We start from the raw sequence: 26,325 nt of genomic DNA, 5'->3' as shown, positions 1-26,325 counted from the left end.
GTAATGTCGCGGGGATACTTTTAAGACAACGTATTTCTGAAAAACAGCACGGGCGATAGGTAAAGGTTGTGTAAGGTCTGTACCGATTTGCTTACTCAAAGGAGTTATCCATGCAGATGCACCCCAACAAGGACACTCAACTATGCATGTCACTGTCGGCGCGCCCCGGAAATTTCGGCCTGCGTTTTCATAATCATCTGTACGAACAGCTGGGTCTGAATTTTTATTATAAAGCGTTCAGCAGCCGGGATTTGCCCGGCGCGATAGGTGGCATCCGCGCGTTGGGCGTGCGGGGTTGTGGGGTTTCCATGCCTTTCAAGGAAGCGGCCATTGCCTTAGTGGACGAACTCGACGATTCGGTTCAAGCCATCGACTCCCTGAACACCATCGTCAACACCGATGGTCATCTCAAGGCCTACAACACGGACTACATCGCGGTCGAACAACTGCTGAAAAAACACGCGGTGCCCAAGGCATCGACGTTCGCCCTGCGTGGCAGCGGCGGCATGGCCAAAGCCGTGGCCAGTGCGCTGCGCGATGGCGGTTATGCCAACGGCGTGATCGTGGCGCGCAACGAAGCGGCAGGCCGGGCATTGGCGCAGAATCTCGGGTACGAATGGCAGGCGGACTTGGGTGACCTGCGCCCGCAGATGCTGGTCAACGTGACCCCCATCGGCATGACCTGCGGGGCCGAGGCGGATGCGCTGGCGTTCGAGGCAGATGCCGTGGATACCGCGGATACGGTGTTTGATGTGGTGGCGATTCCCGCCGAAACGCCGCTGATCGTGCGGGGGCGGGCGCAAGGCAAGCGGGTGATTACCGGGCTGGAAGTCATCGCGATTCAGGCATTGGAGCAGTTTGTGCTCTACACCGGCGTGCGGCCGACCCAGGAACAGTTCGAAAAAGCCGTGGCCTTCGCCCGCGCGTAAGCGCGTTTTTCTGTAGGAGCGAGCTTGCTCGCGAAAATCGTCAACCTTACCGCGTTAAACCTGGCCCCCCACGGCACTCTCAGGTCCAACGCGAACAGGTTCGCTCCTGCAGAGGCTCTATTCCAGGCGCGCCAGCCGCTCTTCCAGGGCTGCAATCCGGGCTTCCAGTTCTTCAATGCGTTCAATTGAAACGCCACCGGCCCCACGCTCCACCGGACTCCCTCGCGCCGCAATAATCGCCTCGATATCCGCCGGGTCCCCCAGCGCATGGGTATAGCGATCTTCCCGCTGCCCCGCCTGGCGCGGCACCAACAGTGCCAGCCCCCGGGCAATCAGGCGCTCCAATTGATGCCCCACCTGCTCGGCATCTTCAAAATCGTGCATACGCCCGCTGCGGGTCAGCAACTCATTGACCGTCTGCGGGCCACGCAAGAACAGCAGGCCCGTCAGGATCACCTGGGCCGGCACCAGTTCCAGCGCCTTGTCGACCCGATGTTCCCAGCGGTCGGCGCGGCTGCCCATCACCAGGCGGGTGAAGCCCTGGCTTTCCAGCGCACGCAGGCTTTGGCCGACCTGGCCCTGGCTCAAGTTCATCACCGGCTCGCGACTGGTCTTCTGGTTGCAGGCCAGTACCAGGGCATTGAGGGTCAGTGGATAGGTTTCCGGGTTGGTCGCCTGTTTTTCGATCAGGCAGCCCAGGATGCGGATTTCCGTGCTGTTCAGGCGCGGCTCAGGGGTGTCGGTGTCGTGCTCGGCGGTCATCGCGCTTTCCCTATGCAGTGAAGGCCACTAGCCTAATCCTGAAAAAATAAAAGACAAGCGGCGGGCAGGGCTATAATCGCCGCTGGTTCCAACCCTGCCATTACCGATGAGACTGCCATGACTATTTCCCTGTACGCCGCCTCCATCCCCGTCTTCAAGCAGATGCTCACCGCCCTGAGCGGTGTGTTGAGCAAAGCCGAAGCCCACGCCACCGCCAAGAACATCGAACCCAACGCCCTGCTGCAGGCGCGCCTGTTCCCGGACATGTTCCAACTGGTTCGCCAGGTGCAGATCGCCGTCGACTTCGCCAAAGGCGTTTCCGCGCGCCTGGCCGAGATCGAAGTGCCGAAATACGACGATACCGAAGTGACCTTCGCCGACCTGCAAGCGCTGATCGCCAAGGTTCTGGCATTCATCGACACCATCAAGCCCGAGCAAATCGACGGCAAGGAAGGCATCGAGATCATCACCCGCCCAGGCACCCCGAAAGAGAAGCGCTTCAGCGGCCAGTCCTACCTGCTGACCTACGGTCTGCCGCAGTTCTTCTTCCACGTCACCACCGCATACGCCTTGCTGCGCCACAACGGTGTGGAAGTGGGCAAGCGTGACTATATGGGCGCGTTCTAAGCACCCAGGCACAAAAAAGCCCGGGGCCGCTCTGCAGCGAACGACCCCGGGCTTTTTTTCGCCTGGCGTTTAAGCCAGCCGCTCTTCCTTGCCCAGGCACGCGGCCGCTGTAAACAACACGTCGGTGGACGAGTTGAGCGCGGTCTCTGCCGAATCCTGCAGCACACCGATGATGAAACCGACGGCGACCACCTGCATGGCGATTTCGCTGGGAATGCCAAACAGGCTGCACGCCAGGGGGATCAGCAGCAGCGAACCACCGGCCACGCCCGACGCGCCGCACGCGCAGATGGCCGCGACCACGCTGAGCAGCACGGCGGTGGGCAGGTCGACGGCAATGCCGAGGGTGTGCACGGCCGCCAAGGTCAACACGGTGATGGTGATCGCAGCACCGGCCATATTGATGGTGGCGCCCAATGGGATCGACACCGAGTAGGTGTCTTCATGCAGGCCCAGGCGTTTGCTCAAGGCCAGGTTCACCGGGATGTTCGCTGCCGAGCTGCGGGTAAAGAAGGCAGTGAGGCCGCTTTCGCGCAGGCACATCAGCACCAGCGGGTAGGGGTTGCGTCGCAGTTTCCAGAACACGATGGCCGGGTTGATCACCAACGCAACAAACAACATGCAACCGATCAGCACCAGCAGCAGGTGGGCGTAGCCGAGCAGGGCGCCGAACCCGGAGGTGGCCAGGGTCGAGGCCACCAGGCCGAAAATGCCCAGGGGCGCGAAGCGGATCACTACGCGCACAATCAGGGTCACGCCGTTGGACAGGTCGTCGAGTACGGTGCGGGTGGTTTCGCCGGCATGGCGAATGGCGATGCCCATGCCGATGGCCCAGGCCAGGATGCCGATGAAATTGGCATTCATCAGTGCGCTGATCGGGTTGTCGACCACGCTGAGCAGCAGGTTTTGCAACACCTCGCCGATGCCGCCGGGGGCGCTGACGGTCAAGTCATGGGTAGCCAGCACCAGCGCCGAGGGAAACAGCGTGCTGGCGACCACGGCGACCACCGCCGCGGCGAAGGTGCCGAGTACGTACAGGAACAGGATCGGGCGGATATGGGTTTCCTGGCCGTGTTTATGATTGGCGATCGACGCCATGACCAGCACAAACACCAGGATCGGTGCCACGGCCTTGAGCGCCGTGACGAACATCTTGCCGATAAACGCCGTGGCCCTGGCGGCCTCGGGCAGCAGCAGGGCCAGCAGGATACCGGCCATCAGGCCGATGACGATTTGCGTGACCAGGCTGACGCGCGCCAGTCGTTGCAGGAGGGAAGGGGCAGCAGTCATAAACGTTGTCTCGGATTTTTTTAATAGGGCGAAGCGATGCATGAAGAGCAGGGGGTATAGCGTGAAGGGCGCGGAGTCTAACACGCTGTAGGACGCGTCCCGATTACTGCGGCATCCCGTCACCCGCATGGGTGGCCTTTCGCCAAAGCCGGACATGTTCTGTTAAGATTCTCGCCTCTCATCTTTCCTATTCGTCAGCGGGCCCTTCGGGCTGTCGCTGATGTCGTTGTTTCTGGAGTTTTCATGTTGTTTCCCATCCTGCTGCTGTCGGCCGCCGGCTTTACCGTGCTGACCACGGAATTCATCATCGTCGGCCTGCTGCCGTCCATCGCAAGGGACCTGAACGTCAGTGTGTCCCAGGCCGGACTGTTGGTGACCCTGTTCGCGTTTACCGTGGCAGCCTTCGGGCCGTTTCTGACGGCGTACTTCGCCCGTTTCCCACGCAAGCGCCTGTTTATCAGCATCCTGATCCTGTTCGGCGTGGCCAACAGCGTGGCGGCACTGGCGCCGAATATCTGGGTGATGGCCTTGGCACGGTTGATCCCGGCCTTGGGCTTGCCGGTGTTCTGGGCCCTGGCCAGTGAAACGGCGGTGGATATCGTCGGCCCCGAATACGCCGGGCGCGCCATTGAGAAGATCGGCTTCGGCATCGTCTGCGCCACGGTGTTCGGTATTCCGGTGGGGACGCTGATTTCCGATATGTTCGGCTGGCGCACGGCGTTTGCCATCCTCGCGGTGGTGGCATTGGTCAAGGCCCTGCTGCTGTTCATCTACCTGCCGGTGACCACCCCGAAGAATGTTCAGGTGACGTTGCGCTCGCAGTTCAAGATCCTGCGCAACCCGCTGATGCAGGGGCATATCCTGCTGTCGATCCTGGTATTCAGCGGCATGTTCACTGCTTACACCTATCTGGCGGACATCCTTGAGCGCCTGGCCGGCTTCGACGGCACCCTGGTTGGCTGGTGCTTGATGGGGTTTGGCGCGGTGGGGCTGATCGGCAACTCCCTGGGCGGGCGCGCGGTCGATCGTCACCCGCTGATCGCCTCCATGGTGTTCTGCGGTTTCATGATCGCGGGCATGGTTGCGCTGGTGCCGGCGATTCATTCCACTGTCGGGCTGGCGGCGGCAATGGCCGTGTGGGGCGTAACCCAGGCGGCGATGTTCCTGGTCAGCCATGTTCGGTTGATGAAGGCAGCACCCCATGCGCCGGCATTCGCCGCGTCGTTGAATATTGCCGGCGGAAACCTCGGTATTGGTCTGGGGGCTTTGGTTGGAGGGCATGTGATCGACACCTTGGGCCTGGAAAGTCTGGGGTTGGCGGCCTCGGGGTTTATCCTGGTGTCGATCCTGCTGGCGCTGTGGCTGATGAGCGCCAAGCAAGTGGTTGCCTCCAACGCCTGAGCCCTCAGGGCAGGTCGGTAAACAACTCGCGTCGCGCCCCTTCGGTGATCGCCACGATGCCGGGATGCTTGACCCTGCGCTCCACCGAGATCGCGTAGAACGATTCGGTTACGGCAAGGGTCTGGCCAATCAGCACCACGCCATACTGGCGCACCACCTCGTCGGCGATCACGCTGGGGGCGATGAAGATCCCGCTGCCGGATTGACCAAACGCCTGCATCAAGGCGCTGTCGTCGAACTCGCCGATGATCTTCGGTTGGATCTGCTGCTCCGCGAACCAGCGCTGCAAGCGGCTGCGTACCACGGTTTCCGCGCCGGGGATCAACAGTGGCGCGCCGTGCAGGCACTGTGGGAAATCTCCGGCATACCTGTCCGCCAATGCCGGCGTGGCGAAAAAGCTGATGCCACATTCCCCCAGCTTCTGGCTGTAGCCCTTGATGTCCAGGTGGCTGGGCATCGGGCTGTCGGAAATCACCAGGTCCAGGCGTTGGATCGCCAGGTCGGCCAATAAACGTTCGAGTTTGTCTTCACGGCAGGTGATGCGGATCGGCTCGCTCAACTCCATGGTCGGTGCGATCAACCGGTAGACGATGGACTTGGGCACCACATCCGCCACCCCGACCCGGAACAGGATCTGCTGTTCATTGGGTTGTGCACGGAGCATCGCCTCCAGCTCGTTGCCGGTCTGGAACATCTGCTCGGCATAGGGCAGGGCCTGGCGCCCGGCTTCGGTGAGTTCAAGTTGGCGGCCGACCCGTTGAAACAGCGCAATGCCATAGGTCTGCTCCAGCAGGCTGATCTGCCCGCTGATGGTCTGGGGCGTGAGGTTCAATTGCTCACAGGCGCGCACGATGCTGCCGGTCTTGGCCACCACCCAGAAGTAATGCAGTTGTCGGTAATTGAGCATGAAAGGTAACACTTCGTAAAAGTCGAAGTATACGCGAGAAAAATACGAATTTTTCTGAACTGTTCGCCTGCATAGAATGCCTCGCTATCGCGGGGCCACTATCTGGACCCAATGGTTCTAACGAGGAAAACATCATGAAACTCAATTCCCTGGGCGCGGCATCGTTGCTTGCGCTTTCATTAATGGTGATCAGTGGTTGCGACCAGGTCGAAAAAAGCGCGCAACAGGTGTTGGGCAAGGCCACCGAGTCGGCCAAGCAAGCGATCGACGAGACCCACAAGGCTGCCGAGCAGGCATTGAGTGAAGCGACACAAGGCCTGATCAGTCCACAGAAAAAGGATGATCAGGAACAAAACGAGTCTGGATCGAACAGCAAAGAAGCCTAATCTCCCAGCACAACGTCAGGACTGACCTATGGACTACCTTTTACAACTGGCCGCCAGCCCCACCGCCTGGGTTGCACTGGCCACCTTGATCGTCATGGAAATCGTGCTGGGCATCGATAACCTGATCTTTATCTCGATCCTCACCAACAAGTTGCCGGAGCAGCATCGGGCCAAGGCACGGCGCATCGGTATCAGCATGGCGTTGGTGTTGCGCCTGGGCCTGTTGAGCACCATCGCGTTCATCGTGCAGTTGACCACACCGGTGTTCGAAATCTTTGGCCAGGCGTTTTCGTCGAAGGACATGATCCTGATTGCCGGCGGCCTGTTCCTGGTGTGGAAGGCCACTACCGAGATCCATCACAGCATGGACCCGGAGCCAGAAGAAAAGGTCAGTACCAGCAAGGTCGTCACGATTGGCTTTGCCGCGGCCATCGGGCAGATCCTGATGCTCGACCTGGTGTTCTCCATCGACAGCATTATTACCGCCGTGGGCATGACCGAGCACTTGCCGATCATGATCATCGCCGTGGTGGCCTCGGTCATCGTGATGCTGGTGGCGGCCGAACCGCTGGCCAAGTTCATCAATGACAACCCGACCGTGGTGATGCTGGCCCTGGGCTTCCTGATCATGATCGGTATGACCCTGATCGCCGAAGGCTTCGGCGCCCATGTGCCAAAAGGCTACGTGTATGCGGCCATGGCGTTCTCGGCGGCGATCGAGTGCCTGAACATCGCCCGGCGCAACCGGCACAAGCGTTTGCTGGCCGCCCGTCAGTAATCGCTGAAACCCAAAAGCCGGCTGTGCTCGCAAGAGCCCAGCCGGCTTTTTGCTGTCTGTTAGAATCCCTGCACTTGATAGCTTGAGGTCCACCATGAACGAGCCGATTCGCCTTACCCAGTACAGCCACGGTGCGGGGTGCGGTTGCAAGATTTCACCCCAGGTCCTGGAAGTGATCCTCGCCGGCAGCGGCGCGCAGAACCTCGACCCCAACCTGTGGGTGGGCAACGCCTCACGGGACGACGCAGCGGTCTACGCTATCGATGACGAACGTGGCGTGGTTTCCACCACGGACTTTTTCATGCCGATCGTCGATGACCCTTTCGACTTCGGCCGCATCGCCGCCACCAACGCGATCAGCGACATCTATGCCATGGGCGGCGACCCGCTGATGGCCATTGCTATTCTTGGCTGGCCGGTCAATGTGCTGGCGCCGGAGGTTGCCCGTGAAGTGATCCGTGGTGGCCGCTCGGTGTGCGACGAGGCCGGGATTCCCCTGGCGGGCGGCCATTCCATCGACGCCCCCGAGCCCATCTTCGGCCTGGCCGTGACCGGCATCGTGCAAAAACGCCATATGAAGCGCAACGACACCGCCACCGTCGGCTGCCGCCTGTACCTGACCAAGCCCCTGGGCATCGGCATCCTCACCACCGCCGAAAAGAAGGGCAAGCTGCGCGAGGCGGATATCGGCCTGGCCCGTGACTGGATGTGTACCCTCAACAAGCCAGGCAGCCGTTTCGGCAAATTGACCGGCGTGACGGCAATGACCGACGTCACCGGTTTTGGCCTGCTGGGCCACCTGGTGGAAATGGCCGACGGCAGCGGGGTGACAGCGCGCATTGAGTACGCCAAAGTCCCACGCCTGCCGGGGATCGAGGACTACTTGGACCAGGGCTGCATGCCCGGCGGCACTTTGCGCAACTTCGACAGCTACTCAAGCAAAATCGGGCGCCTGCAGGAATTGCACAAACGCGTACTGTGCGACCCGCAGACCAGCGGCGGCCTGCTGGTCGCCGTGACCCCCGAAGGCGACGCCGAATTTCACGCCGTGGCCCGCGAGCTGGGCCTCAACCTCGAGCCTATCGGCGCATTGGTTGAACGACAGACCCACGCGGTAGAGGTGTTTTGATGGCAACTGACATCACCGACTACCGCGACATCTTCCTCAACGACCGGCCGATGATGGATACCCGCGCGCCGGTCGAGTTCACCAAGGGCGCCTTCCCAGGCGTGATCAACCTGCCGTTGATGACCGATGACGAGCGTCAGCGGGTCGGCACCTGCTACAAGCAGCAGGGCCAGCAAGCCGCCATCGTGCTGGGCCATGAACTGGTGTCCGGGACGATCAAGGCCGAGCGTATCGAGCAATGGGCGCGGTTTGCCCAGGCCCATCCCGACGGTTACCTGTATTGCTTTCGCGGCGGGCTGCGCTCGCAGATCGTGCAGCAATGGCTGAAGACCGACGCCGGCATCGAATACCCCCGGGTGGGCGGTGGCTACAAAGCCATGCGCACCTTTTTGTTGGACACCGTGGAGCACGCCACTGCGCAATGCGACTTCGTGCTGCTGGGCGGCATGACCGGCACTGGCAAGACCGAAGTGCTCGGCCAACTGCACAACGCCCTGGACCTGGAAGGCCATGCCAACCACCGAGGCTCCAGTTTCGGCAAGCGGGCCACGGCACAGCCGTCCATCATCGACTTTGAAAACCGCCTGGCGGTGGACCTGCTGAAAAAGCGCGCGGCGGGCATCGAGCAGTTCGTGGTCGAGGATGAAAGCCGCATGATCGGCAGTTGCGCGCTGCCGTTGCCCTTGCACAAGGGCATGCAGACTTTTCCCATGGTGTGGTTGGAGGACAGTGTCGAAGGTCGCGTCGAGCGTATCCTGCGCGATTATGTCGTCGACCTGTGCGCGGAGTTCATCGACGTGTTTGGCGAGCAGGGCCAGGTTTTATTTGCCGAGCGTCTGACCCAGAGCCTGGCCAATATCCACAAGCGCCTGGGCGGTGAACGCTTCCAGCGCTTGCAGGCGATTCTGCTGCAGGCCCTGGCAGAACAGGCGCGCAGCGGCGCAGTGGACCTGCATCGCGCCTGGATTGAAGGGCTTTTGCGCGAGTACTACGACCCGATGTACGCCTTCCAACGGCAAAGCAAAGGCGCACGGATCGAGTTTGCGGGAGAGCAGGGCGCCGTGATGGCGTATTTGCGCGAGCGCGCCCTGATCAGAGGATAAACGCCCCGATCAACCCGCAAACCACGCCCATCAGCATGGTCAACCCGGCCACCGTCACCAGCACCCGCGCGTCGAAATCCTTGCGCAGCATCAGCAGCGACGGCAGGCTGACGCTGGGCAGGGTCATGAGTAGGGCGACGGCCGGGCCGGTGCCCATGCCCAGGGTCATCATGGTTTGTACGATAGGAATCTCTGCCGCTGTCGGAATCACAAACAGCGTGCCGACAATGGCCAGCGGTACCAGCCATATCAGGTTGTCGGCCATCGCCCCGTCCACATGGGGAAACAGCCAGACCCGCGCCGCGCCGAGGATCAGCACCGCCAGGATATAGATCGGGATGGTGCTCCAGAACAGCTGCCACAGGGTGCGCAACCAGCGACTGAAAAACGGTTGCGATTCGACGGTACTGACCTCGGCCACCGCGTCCAACGCCGCTTCCGGTACTTGTTCAGGCCGGGCAATGCGCTGTGCCACCAGGGACACGCCCACCACCAGCACGATTCCCGCCACCAGCCGCAGGGCGGTAAAGCCCCAGCCCAGCACGAACCCCATGAACACCAGGGTCGCGGGGTTCAGCACCGGGTTGGCGATCCAGAACGCCAGCGCCGCGCCTACAGATACCTGTTGGCGCCGCATGCCCGCCGCCACCGGCGCCGCACAGCAACTGCACATCATCCCCGGCAAGGCGAACAGTCCACCGCGCAGGGTCGAGCCCAGCCCGGCGCGGCCGAACAGGCGCAGCAACCAGTCACGGGGAATCAGCACTTGCAGCAGCGAGCCGAGGATCACCGCCAGCACCGCAGCCTTCCAGATCGCCAGGAAATACACCTGGGCATAGGCCAGCGCCGCAGCCAGTGGCGAGCTTTGTTGGTCGTTGAGAATCGACGCGCCGATGCTGTGGTTATCGGCCGCCACAAATGCCTTGAAGTAGTACGGCGACCATTTCACGTAATAGAGGCCGACGCAGGCGACTATCAGGAACAACGCTGGTTTCCACCAGAACGACCAGCCCCGGACGGGCTGGGTGGAAGTGAGGTTGGGCATGATGAGCGTCCGCAGATGAGTCAATAGCGGCGCATCATACGCTGTCAGCGCTCGACACTCACCTGCGTCGCTTCAGGGCAGGTTTCTTCACCATGGTTCAAGCCCTGCTTGTAGTTGCGGCTCAGCAACGAGGCCTTGCCGTTGTGCCAGGTCAGCGTCAGCACATACAGGGTGTCGTAGTCGCTGCCGGACCAGTCGGCGGTGATGGTGTGCTTTTCGCCCGATGCTTCGCTGGCCACCTTGTTGATCAGCTCCGGCAGATAGCCGTGGGACCAGGCGGTGTAGATGATGGCGTTGTGGTACTTGTTTTCGACGAGTTCGTCAGCGAGGGCGCTGGTGTCATTCGCGGAAAACTTGATGTTCACCGGCAGGCCCAGCTTGATGGCGCTGGGGCTGATGGTCATCAGGGGGCGAATGTAGCTGTATGAGTTGTCCTGCTCGCCCTCCTCGACATTGCGCGTCGGGTTGGCAGCGAAGACGAAGTTGGCCTTGCCGAACTTTTCCGGCAATACCGTGGCCAGGTTCATTGCCCGGTTGAGCCCCTGGCAATTGAGTTGGCCCAGGCCACCGGCGGGTTTTTCACCATGGCGCAGGAACACCAGGGTTTGCACGCCGTCCACCGGTTCGGCGCGGCTGGAGCGTGACTCCAGGGCCAGGCCGATGGCGCCGCCAACCAGCAATAGGGGCAACATGAAGTAGCAATAGCGTTTCAGGCGCGGCGCAAGGCTCAGAGGCTTGATTGTCATTAGTTGGGAGCCTTCAGTGCTTCGGATGAGGGTAGACAAGCCCGGCCCCAGTCACGCCAATGGCGTTCTGCGGTATTCCCTGTCGATCGAGCGAGGTACCTCCTTTCACCGTCAGTGCGCACTTGAGAGTGTGCATGGGCCCATTGGTTCGCCCACGCGGGACATTAGTCCGCGGATGTTGCGTATTGATGACTCATGCAGGACCTAGGACAGATGGCTATCATGACGGCTTTACGCCAAGGGACATCTCGATGAATCCAATCGCCGCCTTCCCGATCAACAGTAAATGGCCCGCCCAGCATCCGGAGCGCCTGCAACTGTACTCGCTGCCTACGCCCAATGGGGTAAAAGTCTCGATCATGCTCGAAGAGCTGGGCCTGCCCTATGAGGCCCACAAGGTCAGTTTCGAGACCCAGGACCAGTTGTCCCCCGAGTTTTTGTCCCTGAGCCCCAACAACAAAATCCCCGCGATCATCGACCCCGATGGCCCCGGCGGCCAGCCGTTGGCGTTGTTCGAGTCCGGCGCGATCCTGATCTACCTGGCGGAAAAAACCAGCCAACTGCTCTCCGAAGATCCGGCGACACGTTATGAAACGATTCAATGGCTGATGTTCCAGATGGCGGGTATCGGCCCGATGTTTGGCCAGTTGGGTTTCTTCAACAAGTTCGCCGGCAAGGCCTATGAAGACAAGCGCCCCCGCGACCGTTATGCCGCCGAATCCCGGCGCTTGCTCGGGGTGCTGGAGAAACGCCTGCTGGGCCGCACCTGGATCATGGGCGACGAGTACAGCATCGCCGACATCGCCACCTTCCCCTGGATTCGCAACCTGATTGGCTTCTACGAGTCGGGCGACCTGGTGGGTATCGCTGACTTCCCCAATGTACTGCGCGCGCTGGATGGCTTTGTCGCCCGGCCGGCAGTGATCCGTGGCCTGAATATTCCGAGCTGACGCATGCCGACTTTCGCTTTCAAACAATTGGATGTCTTCAGTAACGTGCCGCTCAAAGGCAACCCGCTGGCGGTGGTACTAGGGGCAGACAGCCTCAGTGACCAGCAGATGGCTGACTTTGCCAAGTGGACCAACCTCAGTGAAACCACGTTTTTGCTGACGCCCCGCGATCCTCGGGCTGACTACCGGGTAAGAATTTTCACCACCTTGAAGGAACTGCCTTTCGCCGGGCATCCAACGCTGGGCAGTTGCCAGGCATGGCTGCAGGCCGGGGGCGTGGCGAAGGGCGCGGAGATCATCCAGGAGTGTGAAATCGGCTTGGTGCGCGTCCGCCGCCAAGGGGATGAGCTGGCGTTTATTGCGCCGCCGTTGTTGCGCTCGGGCGCGGTGGAGGCGCCGTTGCTGGAGCGTGTGCGCCTGGGGCTGGGCCTGGCGCCAGGGGCGATTGTACGTAGTCAGTGGGTCGATAACGGTGCGGGCTGGCTGGCGGTGATGTTGGCCGAGCGCACTCAAGTGCTGGACTTGCAGCCGGACTATTCGCAGTTGATGGGACTGGCCGTGGGCGTGATCGCCCCGTGCGACCCTGTCCGCGACGATGTCGAGGCGCACTTCGAGGTGCGTGCCTTTATTGCAGGCGATGGCGCCCAGGAGGACCCGGCCACCGGCAGTTTGAACGCTGGCGTTGCGCAATGGTTGTTGAGCGAGGGGCTGGCGCCCGAGCGCTATGTGGTCAGCCAGGGCACGGCCATGGGGCGCGCGGGGCGCCTGCGTATCGAGCGCCAGGGCGATGAAATCTGGGTCGGCGGGGCGGTTGTAGCGTGCATCGAAGGGCGTCTACAGCTTTAGATCAATGAATTATTCCGGGCCTCGCAATACACTGTTGGTCCCCGGGCATTTGTGCTGCCGGGGCCAAGGGGCATAAGCTTTCGCCCCACAGTTTTCAGTCTTTAGCCAGGAAAGCCATGATCAGCCAGTTCCCCCAAGCCCGCCCACGTCGCCTGCGCCGCTCCCCTGAGCTGCGTGGCTTGTTCCAGGAAACCGAGTTCACCCTCAATGATCTGGTGCTGCCGATTTTCGTCGAAGAAGAAATCGACGACTTTGTGCCGATTACCAGCATGCCGGGTGTGAAGCGTATCCCTGAGAAAAAGCTGGCCGGCGAAATCGAGCGCTATGCCCGCGCCGGGATCAAGTCGGTGATGACGTTTGGTGTGTCCCACCACCTGGATGCCAGCGGCAGCGACACCTGGAAGGAGCGCGGCCTGGTGTCGCGCATGTCCTCGATCATCAAGGACGCCGTGCCGGAAATGGTTGTGATGTCCGACACCTGCTTTTGTGAATACACCGATCACGGCCACTGCGGTGTGATGCACGGTGCCCATGTCGACAACGATGCGACCCTGGTCAACCTCGGCAAGCAAGCCGTGGCCGCCGCCCGCGCCGGTGCCGATGTGATCGCGCCGTCGGCGGCGATGGACGGTCAGGTCCAGGCGATTCGCCGCGCCCTGGATGACGCCGGTTTCACCCACATCCCGATCATGGCCTACTCCACCAAATTCGCCTCGGCCCTTTACGGCCCGTTCCGCGAAGCCGGTGGCAGTGCGCTCAAGGGCGACCGCAAAAGCTACCAGATGAACCCGATGAACCGCCGCGAAGCCGTGCGCGAGTCGCTGCTGGACGAGCAGGAAGGCGCGGATGCACTGATGGTCAAGCCGGCCGGTGCCTACCTCGACATCATCCGCGACATCCGCGAAGCCTCGCGCCTGCCGGTGGCGGCGTATCAGGTCAGCGGCGAATACGCGATGATCAAGTTCGGCGCCCAGGCTGGGGCGATCGACGAGGACCGCGTGGTGCGTGAAACCCTCGGTTCGATCAAGCGTGCCGGTGCGGACCTGATCTTCACTTACTTCGCCATGGACCTGGCGCTGGCCGGGATCTAAATAAGTGGCGTAATACCGTGGCGAGCAGGGCAAGCCTGCTCGCCACGGGTAGGTCTTTCAGCGCTGTGCAAACGCCAGGTTCAAGCCCAGCCCCGCGAATGCCGCGGCAAAACTGCGACGCAGCCAATTCTGCACCCGTGGCGATTCGATCACCGCGCGACGAAAACCATTGGCCAGCAGGCCATAGATCACAAACACAGCCAATGTCATCGCCATAAACACGCCACTCAACACCAGCATCTGCAGGGCCGGCGCCGTGCTGTCGGGCGTGACGAACTGAGGCAGGAAGGCCAGGAAGAAAATGGTCAGCTTGGGGTTGAGAATATTCAGCAGAAAACCGCGAATCATCAGCCCGTGGGCAGTGGCTCGCGTCGGTGCGTCATTCACGGCGAAGGCCGAACGGTCACGCCAGGTGGCGTAAGCCAGATACAACAGGTAGGCGACGCCCGCATATTTGAGTGCTTCAAACGCCAATGCGCTGGTATGCAGCAGCGCGGAAAGGCCAAGGACGGACGCCAGCAAATGGGGGAGGATTCCCAATGTGCAGCCCAGTGCGGCAAACAGGCTGGCGCGTTTGCCGGCCGTGAGGCCTGTGGACACGGTAAAGATCACGCCGGTACCGGGAATCAGCACGACGATCAGGCAGGTGATGAGGAAGTTCATACTGAGCATGGCATTCAAATTCCTTGTACGAATGGTCGACGAGCGATCCTGCCACATGCGGTTGCAACTGGCGAGTAGGGCCGTCCGGCGAACCCCGGTCAGACTTACCTGTCAATATCGGCAATGCCTGGCCCGTCGTTATCCAAGGAAGCCTCATGTACCCAAGCCGTCTGATCCTATGCCTCACGACTTTGCTGGTGCTGGCCGGCTGTTCTACTACCCGCAACCCGCAGCAACCGCAACGCAGCGAAGCCGAGGTGAAAGCGCAGATCGTGGGGCTGCTGCCGACGACGGTGGCGGACCGTAATGGTTGGGCCCAAGACATCTACACCGCCTTCGACACCCAGAAAATCTACCCCAGCACGGAGAATATCTGCGCCGTGCTGGCGGTGACCGAGCAAGAATCCACCTATCAAGTCGACCCACCCGTACCCAACATGGGCAAGATCGCCCAGGACGAAATCCTGCGCCGTGCCGGCAAGGTCCATGTGCCGGCCTTTGTGGTGCGCAGCGCCTTGCAACTGCGTTCGCCCACCGGCAAGTCCTACGCCGATCGCCTGAGCGCCGCACGCACGGAGAAGGACCTCAGCGGAATCTTCGATGACTTCATCAGCATGGTGCCTTTGGGTAACACGCTGTTTGGCGGTTTCAACCCGGTGCACACCGCGGGTCCCATGCAGGTGAGCATCGACTTTGCGCAGAAACAGGCGCGGGGTTATCCCTACACGGTCGATGGCACGATTCGTCGCGAAGTGTTCACCCGCCGCGGCGGAATGTACTTCGGCATCGCCCACCTGCTTGGTTATTCGGTGAACTACGACCAGCCGCTGTACCGCTTTGCCGACTTCAATGCCGGTTGGTACGCCAGCCGAAACGCAGCATTTCAGGCAGCCGTCAGCCGTGTCTCGGGCACCGACCTGGCGCTGGATGGGGATTTGATTCGCTATGGTTCACTGTTGCCTGGCACCACCGAATTGGCGGTGCGCTCACTGGGCGCGAAGCTGGATATGCGCAACCCCAGCATCCGCAGCCAGTTGGAACAGGGCGAGCAGCTGGCTTTTGAAGATACCCCTCTCTACAACCGCGTGTTCGCCCTGGCCGACAAAGCCGCCGGCAAGCCAATGCCTCGGGCGATCCTGCCGGGCATTGTGCTCAAGAGCCCCAAGATCACCCGCAACCTCACCACGGCATGGTTCGCCAAGCGCGTGGATGAGCGCTATCAACGCTGTATGAAGCGCTAGCTTATTGCTGTCGATTGGTGAGATGGATTTTGATGGCGGGCGCTGTCGGCCTGGGTTAAACCTCAGGCCTCAGCCAAGGAGGCCATCGCCGTGATCACTTATGCCATCCCCGAAGGTTTTGTGTCGCTACCCCGTAGCAGCCCGCTGCTTGATCTGTTGGGCCCGGCGTACTGCCGGGGCGAAGGTGTGCAACTGGAAATCGGCTTGCGCGCTGATAATCGTCACGCCAATGGGCGCGGCACCGTGCATGGCGGGGTGTTGGCGACGCTGGCGGATGTCGGCATGGGCTATGCCATGGCGTTCTCCAGCGCACCGCCGTTGCCGCTGATTACCGCGAGCATGACCATGGACTACCTGGGGGCGGCGCAAATGGGGGAGTGGATTGTGGTGCGCTTGGAACATCACAAAAGAGGGCGACAGATGGCGTTCGCCACGGCGGCTTTGCAGGTCGAAGACAAGGTGGTGGCACGGGCAAGTGCAGTATTTGCGGTACCGCAGGAACGGGAATGAGGATAAAGAAAAGGCCTGGTTTTTCGTGGAACCAGGCCTTTTCGGTATGACGCATTACAGCTTTTTTGTAGGAGCGAGCTTGCTCGCGAAGAACCGACAGGCGCCGCGTACTACCAAGCACGCGGCGTTATCAGCAAGCCCGCGCCTGCATCATCAGTTGCGCTCGAGGGCGAGGGCTACGCCTTGACCGCCACCGATGCACAACGTCGCCAAGCCTTTCTTGGCGTCGCGTTTGATCATTTCATGCAGCAGGCTCACCAGAATGCGGCAGCCTGACGCGCCGATCGGGTGGCCAATGGCAATTGCGCCGCCGTTGACGTTGACCTTGTCGGTGTCCCATTCCAGCTCTTTGGCCACCGCCAGGGATTGCGCGGCAAAGGCTTCGTTGGCTTCGACCAGATCCAGGTCGCTCACGCTCCAGCCGGCTTTGTCCAGGCAGCGACGAGTGGCCGAGACCGGGCCGATGCCCATGATGGCCGGGTCGACGCCGGCATTGGCGTAGCTGGCGATACGTGCCAGCACGGGCAGGCCAAGGGCCTTGGCCTTGTCGGCGCTCATCAGCAGCACGGCGGCGGCGCCGTCGTTGAGGCTGGATGCGTTGCCGGCGGTGACGCTGCCGTCTTTCTTGAACGCGGGTTTGAGTTTGGCCAACGACTCGGCGGTGGTGCCGGCACGTGGCTGTTCGTCGACGGCGAACGCCACCGGATCGCCTTTGCGCTGGGGAATCAGAATCGGGGTGATCTCATCGGCAAAGCGACCGGCTTCGATGGCGGCGGCGGCTTTTTGCTGGGACGCGGCGGCGAAGGCGTCCTGGGCTTCACGGCTGATGCCGTACTTGTCCACCAGGTTCTCGGCGGTGATGCCCATGTGGTAGTCGTTGAAGGCATCCCACAGGCCGTCGGTGATCATGCTGTCGATCATCTTGGCGTGACCCATGCGCAACCCGGTGCGCGCGCCAGGCAATACGTAGGGGGCCAGGCTCATGTTCTCCATCCCGCCGGCGATAACCACGTCGGCATCGCCACAGCGGATGGCCTGGGCGCCCAGGTGCAGGGCCTTGAGGCCCGAGCCGCAGACCTTGTTCAAGGTCATTGCAGGGACGGCATGGGGCAGGCCGGCGAGGATCGTTGCCTGGCGCGCCGGGTTCTGGCCCGAGCCTGCTGTGAGTACCTGGCCGAGTATCACTTCATCTACCTGGGCCGGGTCGAGGCCGGTCTGCTCCAGTAGGCGACGGATCACGGCAGCGCCCAACTCCGGTGCCGGGATACTGGCCAGCGATCCTTGAAAACTGCCTACGGCGGTACGCGTGGCAGCAACAATCACAACGTCTTGCATGGAATGTGTCCTCACTGGAATTGCATTTCTGGAACATGGTCGGGGACGATCAGTTTACCGGCTGTCTTGCTGACAATCTCTTCAATACTGACCCCTGGGGCACGCTCCTTTAGGATAAAGGCGCCGTTGTCGATTTCCAGGTAGGCCAGGTCCGTCAGTACCCGTTTGATGCAGTGCGCACCGGTCAGCGGCAGGGTGCATTGGCTGAGTAACTTGGACTCACCGTCCTTGGACGCGTGGGTCATGATCACGATGATATTTTCCGCCCCGGCCACCAGGTCCATGGCGCCGCCCATGCCTTTGACCAATTTGCCGGGGATCATCCAAGACGCGATGTTGCCCTGTACGTCCACTTCAAACGCACCCAGCACGGTGAGGTCGACGTGACCGCCGCGAATCATTGCGAAGGACTCGGCGGAGGAGAAGATCGAGGCGCCGATGCGCGCGGTCACGGTTTGTTTGCCGGCGTTGATCATGTCGGCATCGATGGTGTCTTCGGTAGGAAACGGCCCCATGCCCAGCAGGCCGTTTTCCGATTGCAGCATCACTTCCATGCCTTCGGGGATGTAGTTGGCCACCAGGGTCGGAATGCCGATGCCGAGGTTGACGTAGAAACCGTCCTGCATTTCGCGGGCGACGCGTTGAGCCATTTGTTCGCGGGTGAGAGCCATTGTGCTGTTCCTCTTATTCTCTTCGGGCTGGAGGGATTATTTGCGGACGGTGCGCTGTTCGATGCGCTTCTCGAAGGTGCCGCAGATGATCCGGTCGACGTAGATGCCAGGGGTGTGGATCTGCGACGGTTCCAGCTCGCCCGGTTCGACGATTTCCTCGACTTCGACCACGGTGATCTTGCCGGCAGTGGCGGCCAGCGGGTTGAAGTTCTGGGCGGTGTGGCGGTAGATGACGTTGCCGAAATGGTCGGCTTTCCAGCCTTTGACGATGGCGAAGTCGCCGGTGATGGATTCTTCCATCAGGTACGGGCGCCCATTGAATTCACGGGTTTCCTTGCCTTCGGCGACCGGGGTGCCGACGCCGGTCGCGGTGAAGAAGGCCGGAATCCCAGCGCCGCCGGCGCGCATTTTTTCCGCCAGGGTGCCTTGGGGGGTGAGCACCACTTCTATTTCGCCGCTGAGCAGTTGCTTCTCGAACAGGGCGTTTTCGCCCACATAGGATGCGATCACTTTACGGATCTGCTTTTCTTCCAGCAGTACGCCCAGGCCAAAACCGTCGACGCCGCAGTTATTGGAAACCACGGTCAGGTCGCGGGTGCCTTTGCGCTTGATCTCGGCGATGAGGTTTTCCGGGATGCCGCACAGGCCAAAGCCGCCAGCGAGTACGGTCATGCCATCTTCCAGGCCTGCAAGGGCTTCTTCATAGGACGCCACGCGTTTATCGAAACCTGCCATATGCACCTCTTTTATTGTTTGTGGGCCAGCCAATGCCTTGAGTGTTACGCCGACGGATTGATTTGTTAAGTTGTTTTTTAAGGTTGATTGATTTAAAAAACAGCATAGTCAACCCTGCTTCTGGAGCCCCCTCATGACTGTCAAACAGATGCGTGCCTTTCTGGCTGTGGCCCAGAGCCTGAGTTTTGCTGCGGCCTGCGAGCGCCTGCACCTGTCCCAATCGGCACTGAGCCTGACCATCAAGGGGCTGGAGGAAGGGCTGGGCGGGCGTTTGTTCAGCCGCAATACACGCAATGTTGCGTTGACGCCTGAAGGTGAGTCCCTGCTGCCGCTGGCGCGTCGGTTGATCGCCGACTGGGACAACGCCGAGGATGAACTGCGCCAGCGCTTCACCTTGCAGCGCGGGCGGGTAACGGTCGCTGCGATGCCGTCGTTCGCGGGCAACCTGTTGCCACCGATCCTGAAGATATTCCGTGCGCGTTACCCCCAGGTGAATGTGACGGTGCATGACCTGATCAATGAGCAGGTGCTGGAGATGGTGCGCGACCGTCAGGTGGAGTTGGGGGTGGCGTTCGAGCCGGCGGAAGGATCATCCCTGGCATTTACTCCTTTGTACCTGGACCGCTTCATTGCTGTAGTGCCGGGCGACTCGCCATTGGCCGAATGTGCCGAGATCGACTGGAAAACCTTGCTGGAGCACCCGTTCATTACGTTGCAGCGGCCCTCTACGGTACGGGTGATGCTGGAAGAACACTTGGGCGCTTTGCACATGAAGCTACCCGTGGCATTGGAAAGTCATCAATTGGCTACAGTGGGCAAGATGGTCGCCAGCGGGCTGGGCGTCAGCGCCGTACCGGCATTGTGCGCGCGGCAGATGGAAGAAGCGGGTGCTCATTGCATCACCTTGAACTATCCAGTGATCGAGCGGCCGATTGGCGTATTGACCAAGCCAGGCCATGAGCTGTCGGCGGCCGCCCAGGCGTTGTTTGATATATTTCGGGATGAAGCGGGGAAGGGCAGGTTTCCAACTTTTTGAACAGGCTAAAAACAAGTAGGGGAGTTGGCGATATGCCAACTCCCCTGGGCGTTGTACTTACTTAGTAGTAGCGGTCGATGACTTTAACTTGCGAGTTATCTTTGAAAGATTCCCAAGCATGGTTAAGTGTATCGAACACTTGCTGGATAAAGTTGCGATCGGCCGCAGCCTTCTTGCCGACATAACCCTGACCACGGCGGTACACCTTCAGGCGTGCGGCCAGTTCACGGTTGTTGCGGTCGAACTCGGCTTCTTCGGTGTGGGGCGCCAGGCAGTCAATTTGGACTTTGCCCGATTTGCCAATCCACAGGATATGGTCGTCGAGTGTGTCTTTCTGCGCTGCGAACATCTCAGCCAATTGTTCGATAGTTGGTTGGTTGTTCAGATTCATGTGTAAGCCCCTTGACCAGTTGGCGATCTATCAGTTGATTCCGTTAAAACTGCTTAGTTGTCTCCGGTTATGAAAACCGGGCGTCAGTGACGGTCTGCCGAATACGGGCAGGGTCTTGAACCTGATGCATGTAGTTTTGCTGATGAACTGCTACGCAATGGTTTCATAACGAAGACAAGCAGCATTTGCGCTCCTTGTACCGCGCCTTTCGGCTCGGTCAGCTTCATCAATCTGCCTTGTGGGCAGTGCACATCCGGAAAAAACAGCTCGGCGGTCAGACGAGCTCTTTCAAAACGCTTGTTACCAACGCTCCCGATCCGGGAGACGTCTAGATCATGCAAGGACAAAACGGTTACGTCAACGGTTATGTAGTGATTTTTTTAGATCACTACATAAATTGTTGTGAGGGCGGGAGAATGGGCGGGAACGTGACTCGGGCGTCACCTTTGGCGCTGATGGGTCGTTATGAAGGTGGCTAGACCGCGAAACACGGTCTATTGCAGCCGGTCGACCAGCAAGGGTAACAACCGCTCGCACGATGTTTCGATCTTGGTCTGCAGCAACTCATCTGCGCGGGTTTTGCCCAGGTTGATGGCGATCACCGGCTTGCCCCGTTCCACCATCGCTTTGCACAGGCGAAAGGCCGAATAAGCCATCAGCGACGACCCCACCACCAGCAATCCTTCGGCCTGCTCCACGGCAGACATCGCCCTGGCCGCGGTTGCCGGTGCCACGTTCTCGCCAAAAAACACCACGTCGGGTTTCAGCCGCTCGCCATTGCAGTGGGGACAGCGGGGGACCTGGAAGTGTGCTTCAAGCGCGGTGTCGAGCAAGGTGTCGCCGTCAGGTGCCTGCACCGCATGGACGTGCGCCATGTGCGGGTTGTCGATTTCCATCTGCCGCTGGATCACGTCCCGCGGGCTGTGCCGGTGGCAATCCAGGCACAGCACCCGGTGCAGGCTGCCGTGCAATTCGATCACCCCATGGCTACCGGCCTGATCGTGCAGTGTGTCGACGTTTTGGGTAATCAAGCCGGTGATGCGCTGGCGTTGTTGCAAGGTCGCCAGCGCCCGATGTGCGTTGTTGGGTTGGGCGATATGTACACGGGGCCACCCTAGCATGGCCCGTGCCCAATAACGGCGCCGCGCCTGCGCGGTGGCGAGGAATTCCTGATACATCATCGGCGCCTTGCCCCGGCGCACGCCTTCGCTGTCGCGGTAGTCGGGAATGCCCGAGGACGTGCTGATTCCGGCGCCGGTCAACACCAGGAAACGCCGTTCGACCATGGCATGGTGCAGGACATCGAGGTGATCCTGCTGATGTTCGTGGGTGTCGAGCATGGAGTCCCCTATTCGCCGCGGATGTATTGCTCCAGCTGTTTGATCAGGTCGGCTTGTTCGGCAATGGCTTCCTTGACCAAGTCACCGATGGACAGCAGGCCTCGCAGTTTGCCGTGTTCCACCACCGGCAAGTGGCGCAGGTGACTGTCGGTCATGATGTTCATGCACTCTTCGATAGTTTTATGGGCATTGACCGTTATGACCGGAGCGCTCATGACCTCATGGACTTTGGTGGTGACTGAAGACAGGCCTTTGAGTATCAGCTTGCGTGCGTAATCACGCTCGCTGATGATGCCAACCACCTCACCATGCTTGACGACCGGCAGGGCCCCGACGTTTTTCGATGACATCACTACGAGTGCTTCGAATACGGTGTGATCCCATTCAATGGTATGGACTTCCTGGTTTTTAAGGTCCTTGGCTTTGAGAACTTCTGCGACGGTTTTCATGTCGGCCACTCCGGTGTTGTTATTAGGAAGTCAGCAAGCCCCTACAGAATCCTAGACAGCCGACGCCGTAGCAAGGTCCAAAGCGGCGTTAAACCCGTCAAAAAACGTCATTTGCCGGTTTTTTTGCCTTTCACCCGGCATTTGGCGATTTTTTTGCCCGCTTGGGGCTCGCTGCCGTCTTGCGGGGCGCGGCCTTGCGTTTCTTTTTCCACGGTGCGGCACCAGGGCCCGCCGGGCTTGCCGGACCGGTGATGGTCATGCGCATGCCGTTGCAGCGCGCCACCTGTTTGCTCATCCAGGCTGCTTGTTTGGCGACAAACTCTTCCAGGCTCATCTCACCGCTTTGCACCATGTCCAGCGCCTGTTCCCAGATCGCAGTGGTGCCGGGGTCGGCGATGGCTCGGGGCACCGCGTCGATCAGGCTGAATGCCGCCGGTGTAGCCGCCAGTGCCTTGCCGTTTTTGACCAGGTAACCGCGGTCCAGCAGCCCCTGGATAATCCCGGCGCGGGTAGCTTCAGTACCGATGCCGGTGGTGTCCTTGAGTTTCTGTTTGAGCAGTGGGTCTTCCACCAGCTTGGCGACGTTTTTCATCGCCTTGATCAGGTCGCCTTCGGTAAAGGGCTTGGGCGGCTGGGTCCACAGGTCCTTGAGGTTGACCTTGACCACCGCGCAGTCCTGGCCCTGCGCCAGTGCCGGCAATGCTTGGGGGGCGGCGCTTCACGGCCTTTGGCTGGGGCCAGGGCTTCGGGCAAGGCGCGTTTCCAGCCCGGCTCGATCACCACCTTGCCCACCGCGCGCAACGCAAAGCCTGCACAGTCGAAATCCGCCTGGGTGCGATCGTATTCATGGTCAGGCAGAAATTGCGCCAGGTAACGCGCGCGAATCAGCGTGTACACCGCCCGGTGTTTGCCGGTGAGTTGCGCCAGGTCCTTGCCGGCTCCGGTAGGAATGATGCCGTGGTGAGCGCTGACCTTGGCGTCGTTCCAGGCCCGTGAGCGGCGCTGAGGATCGATGTGCGGCATCAGTTCGTTCACCGCCGCGTCCGCACGGCCCAGCGCGGCGAGGATCTTTGGCGCCTCGCTGTGCTGGCTCAGTGGCAGGTAGCCGCAGTCACTGCGGGGGTAGGTGATGACCTTGTGGGTTTCGTAGAGGGATTGGGCGATATCCAGGGTTTCCTGGGCGCCCAGGCCGAGCTTCTTGGAGCAGATCTCCTGCAGGGTGCCGAGGTCGAACGGCAGGGGGCCACTTCGCGCATGCGTTCGGTGCGCAGCTTGACCAGCCTCGCGCTGGCGGCGTTGTCCATGGCGTCGGCCGCCTCCCTTGCCAACTGCGGGTTGAGGCAGCGGCCCTGATCGTCACAGGCCTCTTCGGCCGCACGCCATTGGGCGGTGAAGGTCATGTGTTCGTGGCGCAGGTCGACATCGATGGCCCAGTACGCGACCGGCACGAAATCGGCGATGCTGCGGTCGCGGTCCACCACCAGGCGCAAGGTCGGCGTTTGCACCCGGCCCACCGGCAATACGCCTTGGTAGCCGGATTGGCGCCCCAGCAGGGTAAACAGGCGGCTCATGTTCATGCCGATCAGCCAGTCGGCACGGGAGCGGCCCAGGGCCGAGTGATACAGGCTGAAGGTGTCTGCACCGGGCTTGAGCGCCGCCAGGGCCTTGCGAATGGAGGCATCGTCCAGCGCCGACAGCCATAAACGCCGGATCGGCCCGCGATAGCGGCAATGCTCTACCAGCTCGCGGGCAATCATTTCGCCCTCACGGTCGGCGTCGGTGGCGATCACCAGCTCATGGGCTTCCCCCAGCAGACGCTTGACCGCCTTGAACTGGCTGGCGGTCTTGGGCTTGACCCGCATCTTCCAGGTGGCCGGGACGATCGGCAGGTCGGCCAGCACCCAGCGTTTGTACTTGGCGTCGTAGGCATCGGGCGGGGCGGTTTCCAGCAGGTGGCCTATGCACCAGGTGACAGTGACCCCATTGCCCAGCCAGCACCCGTCGCCGCGGCGACTGGCACCGAGCACAGCCGCGATATCCTTGGCCTGGGAGGGTTTTTCACAGAGGTACAGCTGCATGCTCAGCCCATTCGTTACACCATTGAATGGGAAACAGGATGGGCAAAAGAGGGGAATTGATCAACCTTTATATGGATGGATATACAGCAATTTGTGTGAATAACGCAGGATGACTGATGCGAGCTTGCTGGCGAAAAACCTGAGCACAACGCGTTTGGCCTGGAAGCCCGCGTTATCGTTGACGTTTTTCGCGAGCGAGCTCGCTCCTACACGGTGCAGGCCTCAGTTATGGTCGATATCCACGTGCCGCGTTTCCTTGAGGCAGAACATCCCGACAACCAGGCTCACCCCGGTCACCACCACCGGGTACCACAAGCCATAGAAGATATCGCCGGTGTACACCACCAGGGCAAACGACACGGTCGGCAGGAATCCGCCGAACCAGCCGTTGCCGATGTGGTAGGGCAGGGACATCGAGGTATAGCGGATACGCGTCGGGAACAGTTCCACCATCAGCGCTGCCAGCGGGCCGTAGCACATCGCGGCGATCAGGATCAGCACGACGATCAGCACCACCACCATCACCTTGTTGACCTGCGCCACATCCGCCGAAGATGGGTAGCCGGCCAGGGTCACGGCCGCGCGCAGGGCCGACTCATCGAAGCCATCGATGCGCACATCACCCACGCTCACCTGTACCGGGCTGCCGGCAGGGGCGGCGGCGCTGCTGTAGGGCAGGCCTTGTTTGACCAGGAAGGTCTTGACCTTGTCGCACGGACTGTCAAACCGCGCCTTGCCCACTGGGTCGAACTGGAAGGTGCAGGTGGCTGGGTCGGCCAGCACGGTAATCGGCGCCTGGCGGCTGGCCTGGTCCATTGCCGGGTTGGTGTAGTGCGCCAAGCCTTTGAAGATCGGGAAGTACAGCACGGTGGCCAGCAACAGGCCGAGCATCAGCACCGGCTTGCGCCCGATCTTGTCCGACAGCCAGCCAAAGAGCACAAAGAACGGTGCGCCGATCACCACGCTGATGATCAGCAGCATATTGGCCAGCGCCGGGTCCATTTTCAGGAACTGGGTGAGGAAGAACAGCACATAGAACTGCGCCGCGTAGAAGGTCACCGCTTGCCCGCCGTTGATGCTGAACAGCGCAATCAGCACCACCTTGAGGTTTTCCCATTTGCCGAAGGACTCACGGATCGGCGCCTTGCTGGCCTTGCCTTCCTCTTTCATTTTGAGGAACGCCGGCGACTCATGCAGGCTCATGCGAATCCAGGTGGAAATCCCCAGCAGCACGATGGAAAACAGGAACGGAATACGCCAGCCCCAGACTTCGAACTGATCGCCGGTGAGGTAACGACAGGCCAGCACCACCAGCAGCGACAGCAGCAGACCGAGGGTGGCGGTGGATTGAATCCAGCTGGTGTTCAAGCCGCGTTTGCCCGGTGGCGCATGCTCGGCCACATAGGTGGCCGCGCCGCCGTACTCACCGCCCAGCGCCAGGCCTTGCAGCATGCGCAGCACGATGAGGATGATCGGCGCGGCGATGCCGATGCTGGCATAGGTGGGCAACAGGCCGACGCAGAAGGTCGCCACGCCCATCAGAATGATGGTCACGAGGAAGGTGTACTTGCGCCCGATCATGTCGCCCAGGCGACCGAATACCAGCGCACCGAACGGCCGCACCACAAAGCCGGCGGCAAACGCCATCAAGGCAAAGATGAACGCCGTGGTGTCGTTGACCCCGGCAAAGAACTGTTTGCTGATCACCGCCGCGAGGGCGCCGTAGAGGAAGAAGTCATACCACTCGAATACCGTCCCCAGGGACGAGGCGAAAATGACTTTCCTTGATTCGCTGCTGGTGCTCGCAGTAACCGCCGAGCCCAGGGATTGAGCGTGTTCTGACATCGGGTAGCCCTCACAGTGATTATTTATTGTTGTTCCACTGT

Annotated in this window: 27 protein-coding genes and 1 pseudogene; 13 read left to right on the top strand and 15 right to left on the bottom strand. The window is 60.9% G+C overall.

Features of this window, described 5'->3' with window-relative positions; genetic code table 11:
• Window positions 1–110 precede the first annotated feature (110 nt).
• On the top strand, window positions 111–929 hold the full coding sequence (locus tag BLR63_RS11825) for a shikimate 5-dehydrogenase (protein ID WP_010566064.1): 819 nt from the start codon (window positions 111–113) through the stop codon (window positions 927–929).
• A gap of 117 nt (window positions 930–1,046) precedes the next feature.
• Here the strand turns inward: BLR63_RS11825 and BLR63_RS11820 are convergent, their stop codons facing one another.
• A complete protein-coding gene (locus BLR63_RS11820) occupies window positions 1,047–1,691 on the bottom strand; it encodes a YceH family protein (protein WP_010566063.1) in 645 nt (214 codons plus the stop codon).
• Between the two features lie 117 nt (window positions 1,692–1,808).
• Between BLR63_RS11820 and BLR63_RS11815 the strand changes: the two genes are divergently transcribed.
• Window positions 1,809–2,318, top strand: a complete 510-nt coding sequence (locus tag BLR63_RS11815) for a DUF1993 domain-containing protein (protein ID WP_010566062.1) — start codon at window positions 1,809–1,811, stop codon at window positions 2,316–2,318.
• A 69-nt stretch (window positions 2,319–2,387) separates the two neighbouring features.
• Here BLR63_RS11815 and sstT read toward each other — a convergent pair whose 3' ends face one another.
• Window positions 2,388–3,608 (bottom strand): serine/threonine transporter SstT, encoded by a 1,221-nt coding sequence (gene sstT, locus BLR63_RS11810; RefSeq protein ID WP_010566061.1) that lies wholly within the window; start codon window positions 3,606–3,608, stop codon window positions 2,388–2,390.
• Window positions 3,609–3,851: 243 nt separating this feature from the next.
• On the opposite strand from sstT, the gene BLR63_RS11805 reads away from it, so the two are divergent.
• On the top strand, window positions 3,852–5,009 hold the full coding sequence (locus BLR63_RS11805) for an MFS transporter (RefSeq protein ID WP_010566060.1): 1,158 nt from the start codon (window positions 3,852–3,854) through the stop codon (window positions 5,007–5,009).
• A 4-nt stretch (window positions 5,010–5,013) separates the two neighbouring features.
• Here BLR63_RS11805 and nhaR read toward each other — a convergent pair whose 3' ends face one another.
• Window positions 5,014–5,916: a transcriptional activator NhaR gene (nhaR, locus tag BLR63_RS11800; RefSeq protein ID WP_010566059.1), complete on the bottom strand. Its 903-nt coding sequence runs from the start codon at window positions 5,914–5,916 to the stop codon at window positions 5,014–5,016.
• Between the two features lie 134 nt (window positions 5,917–6,050).
• Here nhaR and BLR63_RS11795 point away from each other — a divergent pair, with 134 nt between their 5' ends.
• The 4 genes from BLR63_RS11795 to mnmH all read left to right on the top strand — a co-directional run bounded on the left by BLR63_RS11795 (window position 6,051) and on the right by mnmH (window position 9,312).
• Window positions 6,051–6,302 (top strand): hypothetical protein, encoded by a 252-nt coding sequence (locus BLR63_RS11795; protein WP_010566058.1) that lies wholly within the window; start codon window positions 6,051–6,053, stop codon window positions 6,300–6,302.
• A gap of 28 nt (window positions 6,303–6,330) precedes the next feature.
• Window positions 6,331–7,080, top strand: a complete 750-nt coding sequence (locus tag BLR63_RS11790; RefSeq protein ID WP_010566057.1) for a TerC family protein — start codon at window positions 6,331–6,333, stop codon at window positions 7,078–7,080.
• A gap of 94 nt (window positions 7,081–7,174) precedes the next feature.
• A complete protein-coding gene (gene selD, locus BLR63_RS11785) occupies window positions 7,175–8,209 on the top strand; it encodes a selenide, water dikinase SelD (protein WP_010566056.1) in 1,035 nt (344 codons plus the stop codon).
• Window positions 8,209–9,312 (top strand): tRNA 2-selenouridine(34) synthase MnmH, encoded by a 1,104-nt coding sequence (gene mnmH, locus BLR63_RS11780; protein ID WP_010566055.1) that lies wholly within the window; start codon window positions 8,209–8,211, stop codon window positions 9,310–9,312. The genes selD and mnmH overlap by 1 nt, the downstream gene beginning before the upstream one ends.
• Here mnmH and BLR63_RS11775 read toward each other — a convergent pair.
• Both BLR63_RS11775 and BLR63_RS11770 read right to left on the bottom strand, forming a co-directional pair.
• A complete protein-coding gene (locus BLR63_RS11775) occupies window positions 9,302–10,357 on the bottom strand; it encodes a permease (protein WP_042947082.1) in 1,056 nt (351 codons plus the stop codon). The genes mnmH and BLR63_RS11775 overlap by 11 nt on opposite strands.
• 44 nt (window positions 10,358–10,401) lie before the next feature.
• Complete coding sequence (locus tag BLR63_RS11770) at window positions 10,402–11,103, bottom strand: hypothetical protein (RefSeq protein ID WP_010566053.1); 702 nt, start codon at window positions 11,101–11,103, stop codon at window positions 10,402–10,404.
• 251 nt (window positions 11,104–11,354) lie between these two features.
• On the opposite strand from BLR63_RS11770, the gene BLR63_RS11765 reads away from it, so the two are divergent.
• The 3 genes from BLR63_RS11765 (at window position 11,355) to hemB (ending at window position 13,990) form a co-directional block, all read left to right on the top strand.
• Window positions 11,355–12,053: a glutathione S-transferase N-terminal domain-containing protein gene (locus BLR63_RS11765; protein WP_010566052.1), complete on the top strand. Its 699-nt coding sequence runs from the start codon at window positions 11,355–11,357 to the stop codon at window positions 12,051–12,053.
• A 3-nt stretch (window positions 12,054–12,056) separates the two neighbouring features.
• The gene (locus BLR63_RS11760) at window positions 12,057–12,899 is read left to right on the top strand and encodes a PhzF family phenazine biosynthesis protein (RefSeq protein ID WP_010566051.1); all 843 of its coding nucleotides are present in this window, start codon (window positions 12,057–12,059) and stop codon (window positions 12,897–12,899) included.
• A gap of 116 nt (window positions 12,900–13,015) precedes the next feature.
• The gene (gene hemB / locus BLR63_RS11755; RefSeq protein ID WP_010566050.1) at window positions 13,016–13,990 is read left to right on the top strand and encodes a porphobilinogen synthase; all 975 of its coding nucleotides are present in this window, start codon (window positions 13,016–13,018) and stop codon (window positions 13,988–13,990) included.
• A 57-nt stretch (window positions 13,991–14,047) separates the two neighbouring features.
• Here hemB and BLR63_RS11750 read toward each other — a convergent pair whose 3' ends face one another.
• Window positions 14,048–14,662 (bottom strand): LysE family translocator, encoded by a 615-nt coding sequence (locus tag BLR63_RS11750; RefSeq protein WP_010566049.1) that lies wholly within the window; start codon window positions 14,660–14,662, stop codon window positions 14,048–14,050.
• A 146-nt stretch (window positions 14,663–14,808) separates the two neighbouring features.
• On the opposite strand from BLR63_RS11750, the gene BLR63_RS11745 reads away from it, so the two are divergent.
• Together BLR63_RS11745 and BLR63_RS11740 are read left to right on the top strand one after the other, a co-directional pair.
• On the top strand, window positions 14,809–15,894 hold the full coding sequence (locus BLR63_RS11745) for a DUF1615 domain-containing protein (RefSeq protein ID WP_010566048.1): 1,086 nt from the start codon (window positions 14,809–14,811) through the stop codon (window positions 15,892–15,894).
• 90 nt (window positions 15,895–15,984) lie between these two features.
• Window positions 15,985–16,404 (top strand): PaaI family thioesterase, encoded by a 420-nt coding sequence (locus BLR63_RS11740; RefSeq protein WP_010566047.1) that lies wholly within the window; start codon window positions 15,985–15,987, stop codon window positions 16,402–16,404.
• A 153-nt stretch (window positions 16,405–16,557) separates the two neighbouring features.
• Here BLR63_RS11740 and BLR63_RS11735 read toward each other — a convergent pair whose 3' ends face one another.
• From BLR63_RS11735 to BLR63_RS11725, 3 genes are read right to left on the bottom strand one after another with little or no spacing between them, the layout of a single operon-like run.
• Window positions 16,558–17,739 carry an acetyl-CoA C-acetyltransferase gene (locus BLR63_RS11735; RefSeq protein ID WP_010566046.1) on the bottom strand — a complete coding sequence of 394 codons (1,182 nt, stop codon included), beginning with the start codon at window positions 17,737–17,739 and terminating at the stop codon, window positions 16,558–16,560.
• Between the two features lie 11 nt (window positions 17,740–17,750).
• Window positions 17,751–18,410, bottom strand: coding sequence for a CoA transferase subunit B (locus BLR63_RS11730; protein ID WP_010566045.1), 660 nt, complete (start codon window positions 18,408–18,410; stop codon window positions 17,751–17,753).
• Between the two features lie 36 nt (window positions 18,411–18,446).
• Window positions 18,447–19,145, bottom strand: coding sequence for a CoA transferase subunit A (locus BLR63_RS11725; RefSeq protein ID WP_010566044.1), 699 nt, complete (start codon window positions 19,143–19,145; stop codon window positions 18,447–18,449).
• Between the two features lie 133 nt (window positions 19,146–19,278).
• On the opposite strand from BLR63_RS11725, the gene BLR63_RS11720 reads away from it, so the two are divergent.
• Window positions 19,279–20,181 (top strand): LysR family transcriptional regulator, encoded by a 903-nt coding sequence (locus tag BLR63_RS11720; protein ID WP_010566043.1) that lies wholly within the window; start codon window positions 19,279–19,281, stop codon window positions 20,179–20,181.
• Window positions 20,182–20,242: 61 nt separating this feature from the next.
• On the opposite strand, the gene BLR63_RS11715 is transcribed toward BLR63_RS11720, so the two are convergent.
• From BLR63_RS11715 to BLR63_RS11695, 6 genes and pseudogenes are all read right to left on the bottom strand, one after another.
• Complete coding sequence (locus BLR63_RS11715) at window positions 20,243–20,572, bottom strand: hypothetical protein (RefSeq protein WP_010566042.1); 330 nt, start codon at window positions 20,570–20,572, stop codon at window positions 20,243–20,245.
• Window positions 20,573–21,066: 494 nt separating this feature from the next.
• Entirely contained in the window at window positions 21,067–21,912 is an 846-nt protein-coding gene (locus BLR63_RS11710; RefSeq protein ID WP_010566041.1) for an NAD-dependent protein deacetylase, read from the bottom strand.
• 8 nt (window positions 21,913–21,920) lie between these two features.
• Window positions 21,921–22,361: a CBS domain-containing protein gene (locus BLR63_RS11705; RefSeq protein ID WP_010566040.1), complete on the bottom strand. Its 441-nt coding sequence runs from the start codon at window positions 22,359–22,361 to the stop codon at window positions 21,921–21,923.
• Between the two features lie 130 nt (window positions 22,362–22,491).
• Window positions 22,492–23,028, bottom strand: a complete 537-nt coding sequence (locus BLR63_RS32130) for a DNA topoisomerase (RefSeq protein WP_269458105.1) — start codon at window positions 23,026–23,028, stop codon at window positions 22,492–22,494.
• A pseudogene (locus BLR63_RS11700) lies at window positions 22,962–24,439 on the bottom strand (DNA topoisomerase 3). The gene BLR63_RS32130 and the pseudogene BLR63_RS11700 overlap by 67 nt, the downstream one beginning before the upstream one ends.
• A gap of 222 nt (window positions 24,440–24,661) precedes the next feature.
• The gene (locus BLR63_RS11695) at window positions 24,662–26,284 is read right to left on the bottom strand and encodes an MFS transporter (protein ID WP_010566038.1); all 1,623 of its coding nucleotides are present in this window, start codon (window positions 26,282–26,284) and stop codon (window positions 24,662–24,664) included.
• Window positions 26,285–26,325 lie beyond the last annotated feature (41 nt).

The sequence above is a fragment of the Pseudomonas extremaustralis genome (genome assembly GCF_900102035.1).
In the GTDB taxonomy this organism is placed as follows: domain Bacteria; phylum Pseudomonadota; class Gammaproteobacteria; order Pseudomonadales; family Pseudomonadaceae; genus Aquipseudomonas; species Aquipseudomonas extremaustralis.
The sequence above is the reverse complement of the archived record's forward strand: the minus strand, read 5'-3'. Positions and strand labels throughout refer to the sequence as shown.

Coding starts and splice junctions, on each gene's coding strand:
- BLR63_RS11825 (WP_010566064.1), top strand. CDS start 111: ATGCAGATGCACCCCAACAAGGACACTCAACTATGCATGTCACTGTCG.
- BLR63_RS11820 (WP_010566063.1), bottom strand. CDS start 1,691: ATGACCGCCGAGCACGACACCGACACCCCTGAGCCGCGCCTGAACAGC.
- BLR63_RS11815 (WP_010566062.1), top strand. CDS start 1,809: ATGACTATTTCCCTGTACGCCGCCTCCATCCCCGTCTTCAAGCAGATG.
- sstT (WP_010566061.1), bottom strand. CDS start 3,608: ATGACTGCTGCCCCTTCCCTCCTGCAACGACTGGCGCGCGTCAGCCTG.
- BLR63_RS11805 (WP_010566060.1), top strand. CDS start 3,852: ATGTTGTTTCCCATCCTGCTGCTGTCGGCCGCCGGCTTTACCGTGCTG.
- nhaR (WP_010566059.1), bottom strand. CDS start 5,916: ATGCTCAATTACCGACAACTGCATTACTTCTGGGTGGTGGCCAAGACC.
- BLR63_RS11795 (WP_010566058.1), top strand. CDS start 6,051: ATGAAACTCAATTCCCTGGGCGCGGCATCGTTGCTTGCGCTTTCATTA.
- BLR63_RS11790 (WP_010566057.1), top strand. CDS start 6,331: ATGGACTACCTTTTACAACTGGCCGCCAGCCCCACCGCCTGGGTTGCA.
- selD (WP_010566056.1), top strand. CDS start 7,175: ATGAACGAGCCGATTCGCCTTACCCAGTACAGCCACGGTGCGGGGTGC.
- mnmH (WP_010566055.1), top strand. CDS start 8,209: ATGGCAACTGACATCACCGACTACCGCGACATCTTCCTCAACGACCGG.
- BLR63_RS11775 (WP_042947082.1), bottom strand. CDS start 10,357: ATGCCCAACCTCACTTCCACCCAGCCCGTCCGGGGCTGGTCGTTCTGG.
- BLR63_RS11770 (WP_010566053.1), bottom strand. CDS start 11,103: ATGACAATCAAGCCTCTGAGCCTTGCGCCGCGCCTGAAACGCTATTGC.
- BLR63_RS11765 (WP_010566052.1), top strand. CDS start 11,355: ATGAATCCAATCGCCGCCTTCCCGATCAACAGTAAATGGCCCGCCCAG.
- BLR63_RS11760 (WP_010566051.1), top strand. CDS start 12,057: ATGCCGACTTTCGCTTTCAAACAATTGGATGTCTTCAGTAACGTGCCG.
- hemB (WP_010566050.1), top strand. CDS start 13,016: ATGATCAGCCAGTTCCCCCAAGCCCGCCCACGTCGCCTGCGCCGCTCC.
- BLR63_RS11750 (WP_010566049.1), bottom strand. CDS start 14,662: ATGCTCAGTATGAACTTCCTCATCACCTGCCTGATCGTCGTGCTGATT.
- BLR63_RS11745 (WP_010566048.1), top strand. CDS start 14,809: ATGTACCCAAGCCGTCTGATCCTATGCCTCACGACTTTGCTGGTGCTG.
- BLR63_RS11735 (WP_010566046.1), bottom strand. CDS start 17,739: ATGCAAGACGTTGTGATTGTTGCTGCCACGCGTACCGCCGTAGGCAGT.
- BLR63_RS11730 (WP_010566045.1), bottom strand. CDS start 18,410: ATGGCTCTCACCCGCGAACAAATGGCTCAACGCGTCGCCCGCGAAATG.
- BLR63_RS11725 (WP_010566044.1), bottom strand. CDS start 19,145: ATGGCAGGTTTCGATAAACGCGTGGCGTCCTATGAAGAAGCCCTTGCA.
- BLR63_RS11720 (WP_010566043.1), top strand. CDS start 19,279: ATGACTGTCAAACAGATGCGTGCCTTTCTGGCTGTGGCCCAGAGCCTG.
- BLR63_RS11715 (WP_010566042.1), bottom strand. CDS start 20,572: ATGAATCTGAACAACCAACCAACTATCGAACAATTGGCTGAGATGTTC.
- BLR63_RS11710 (WP_010566041.1), bottom strand. CDS start 21,912: ATGCTCGACACCCACGAACATCAGCAGGATCACCTCGATGTCCTGCAC.
- BLR63_RS11705 (WP_010566040.1), bottom strand. CDS start 22,361: ATGAAAACCGTCGCAGAAGTTCTCAAAGCCAAGGACCTTAAAAACCAG.
- BLR63_RS11695 (WP_010566038.1), bottom strand. CDS start 26,284: ATGTCAGAACACGCTCAATCCCTGGGCTCGGCGGTTACTGCGAGCACC.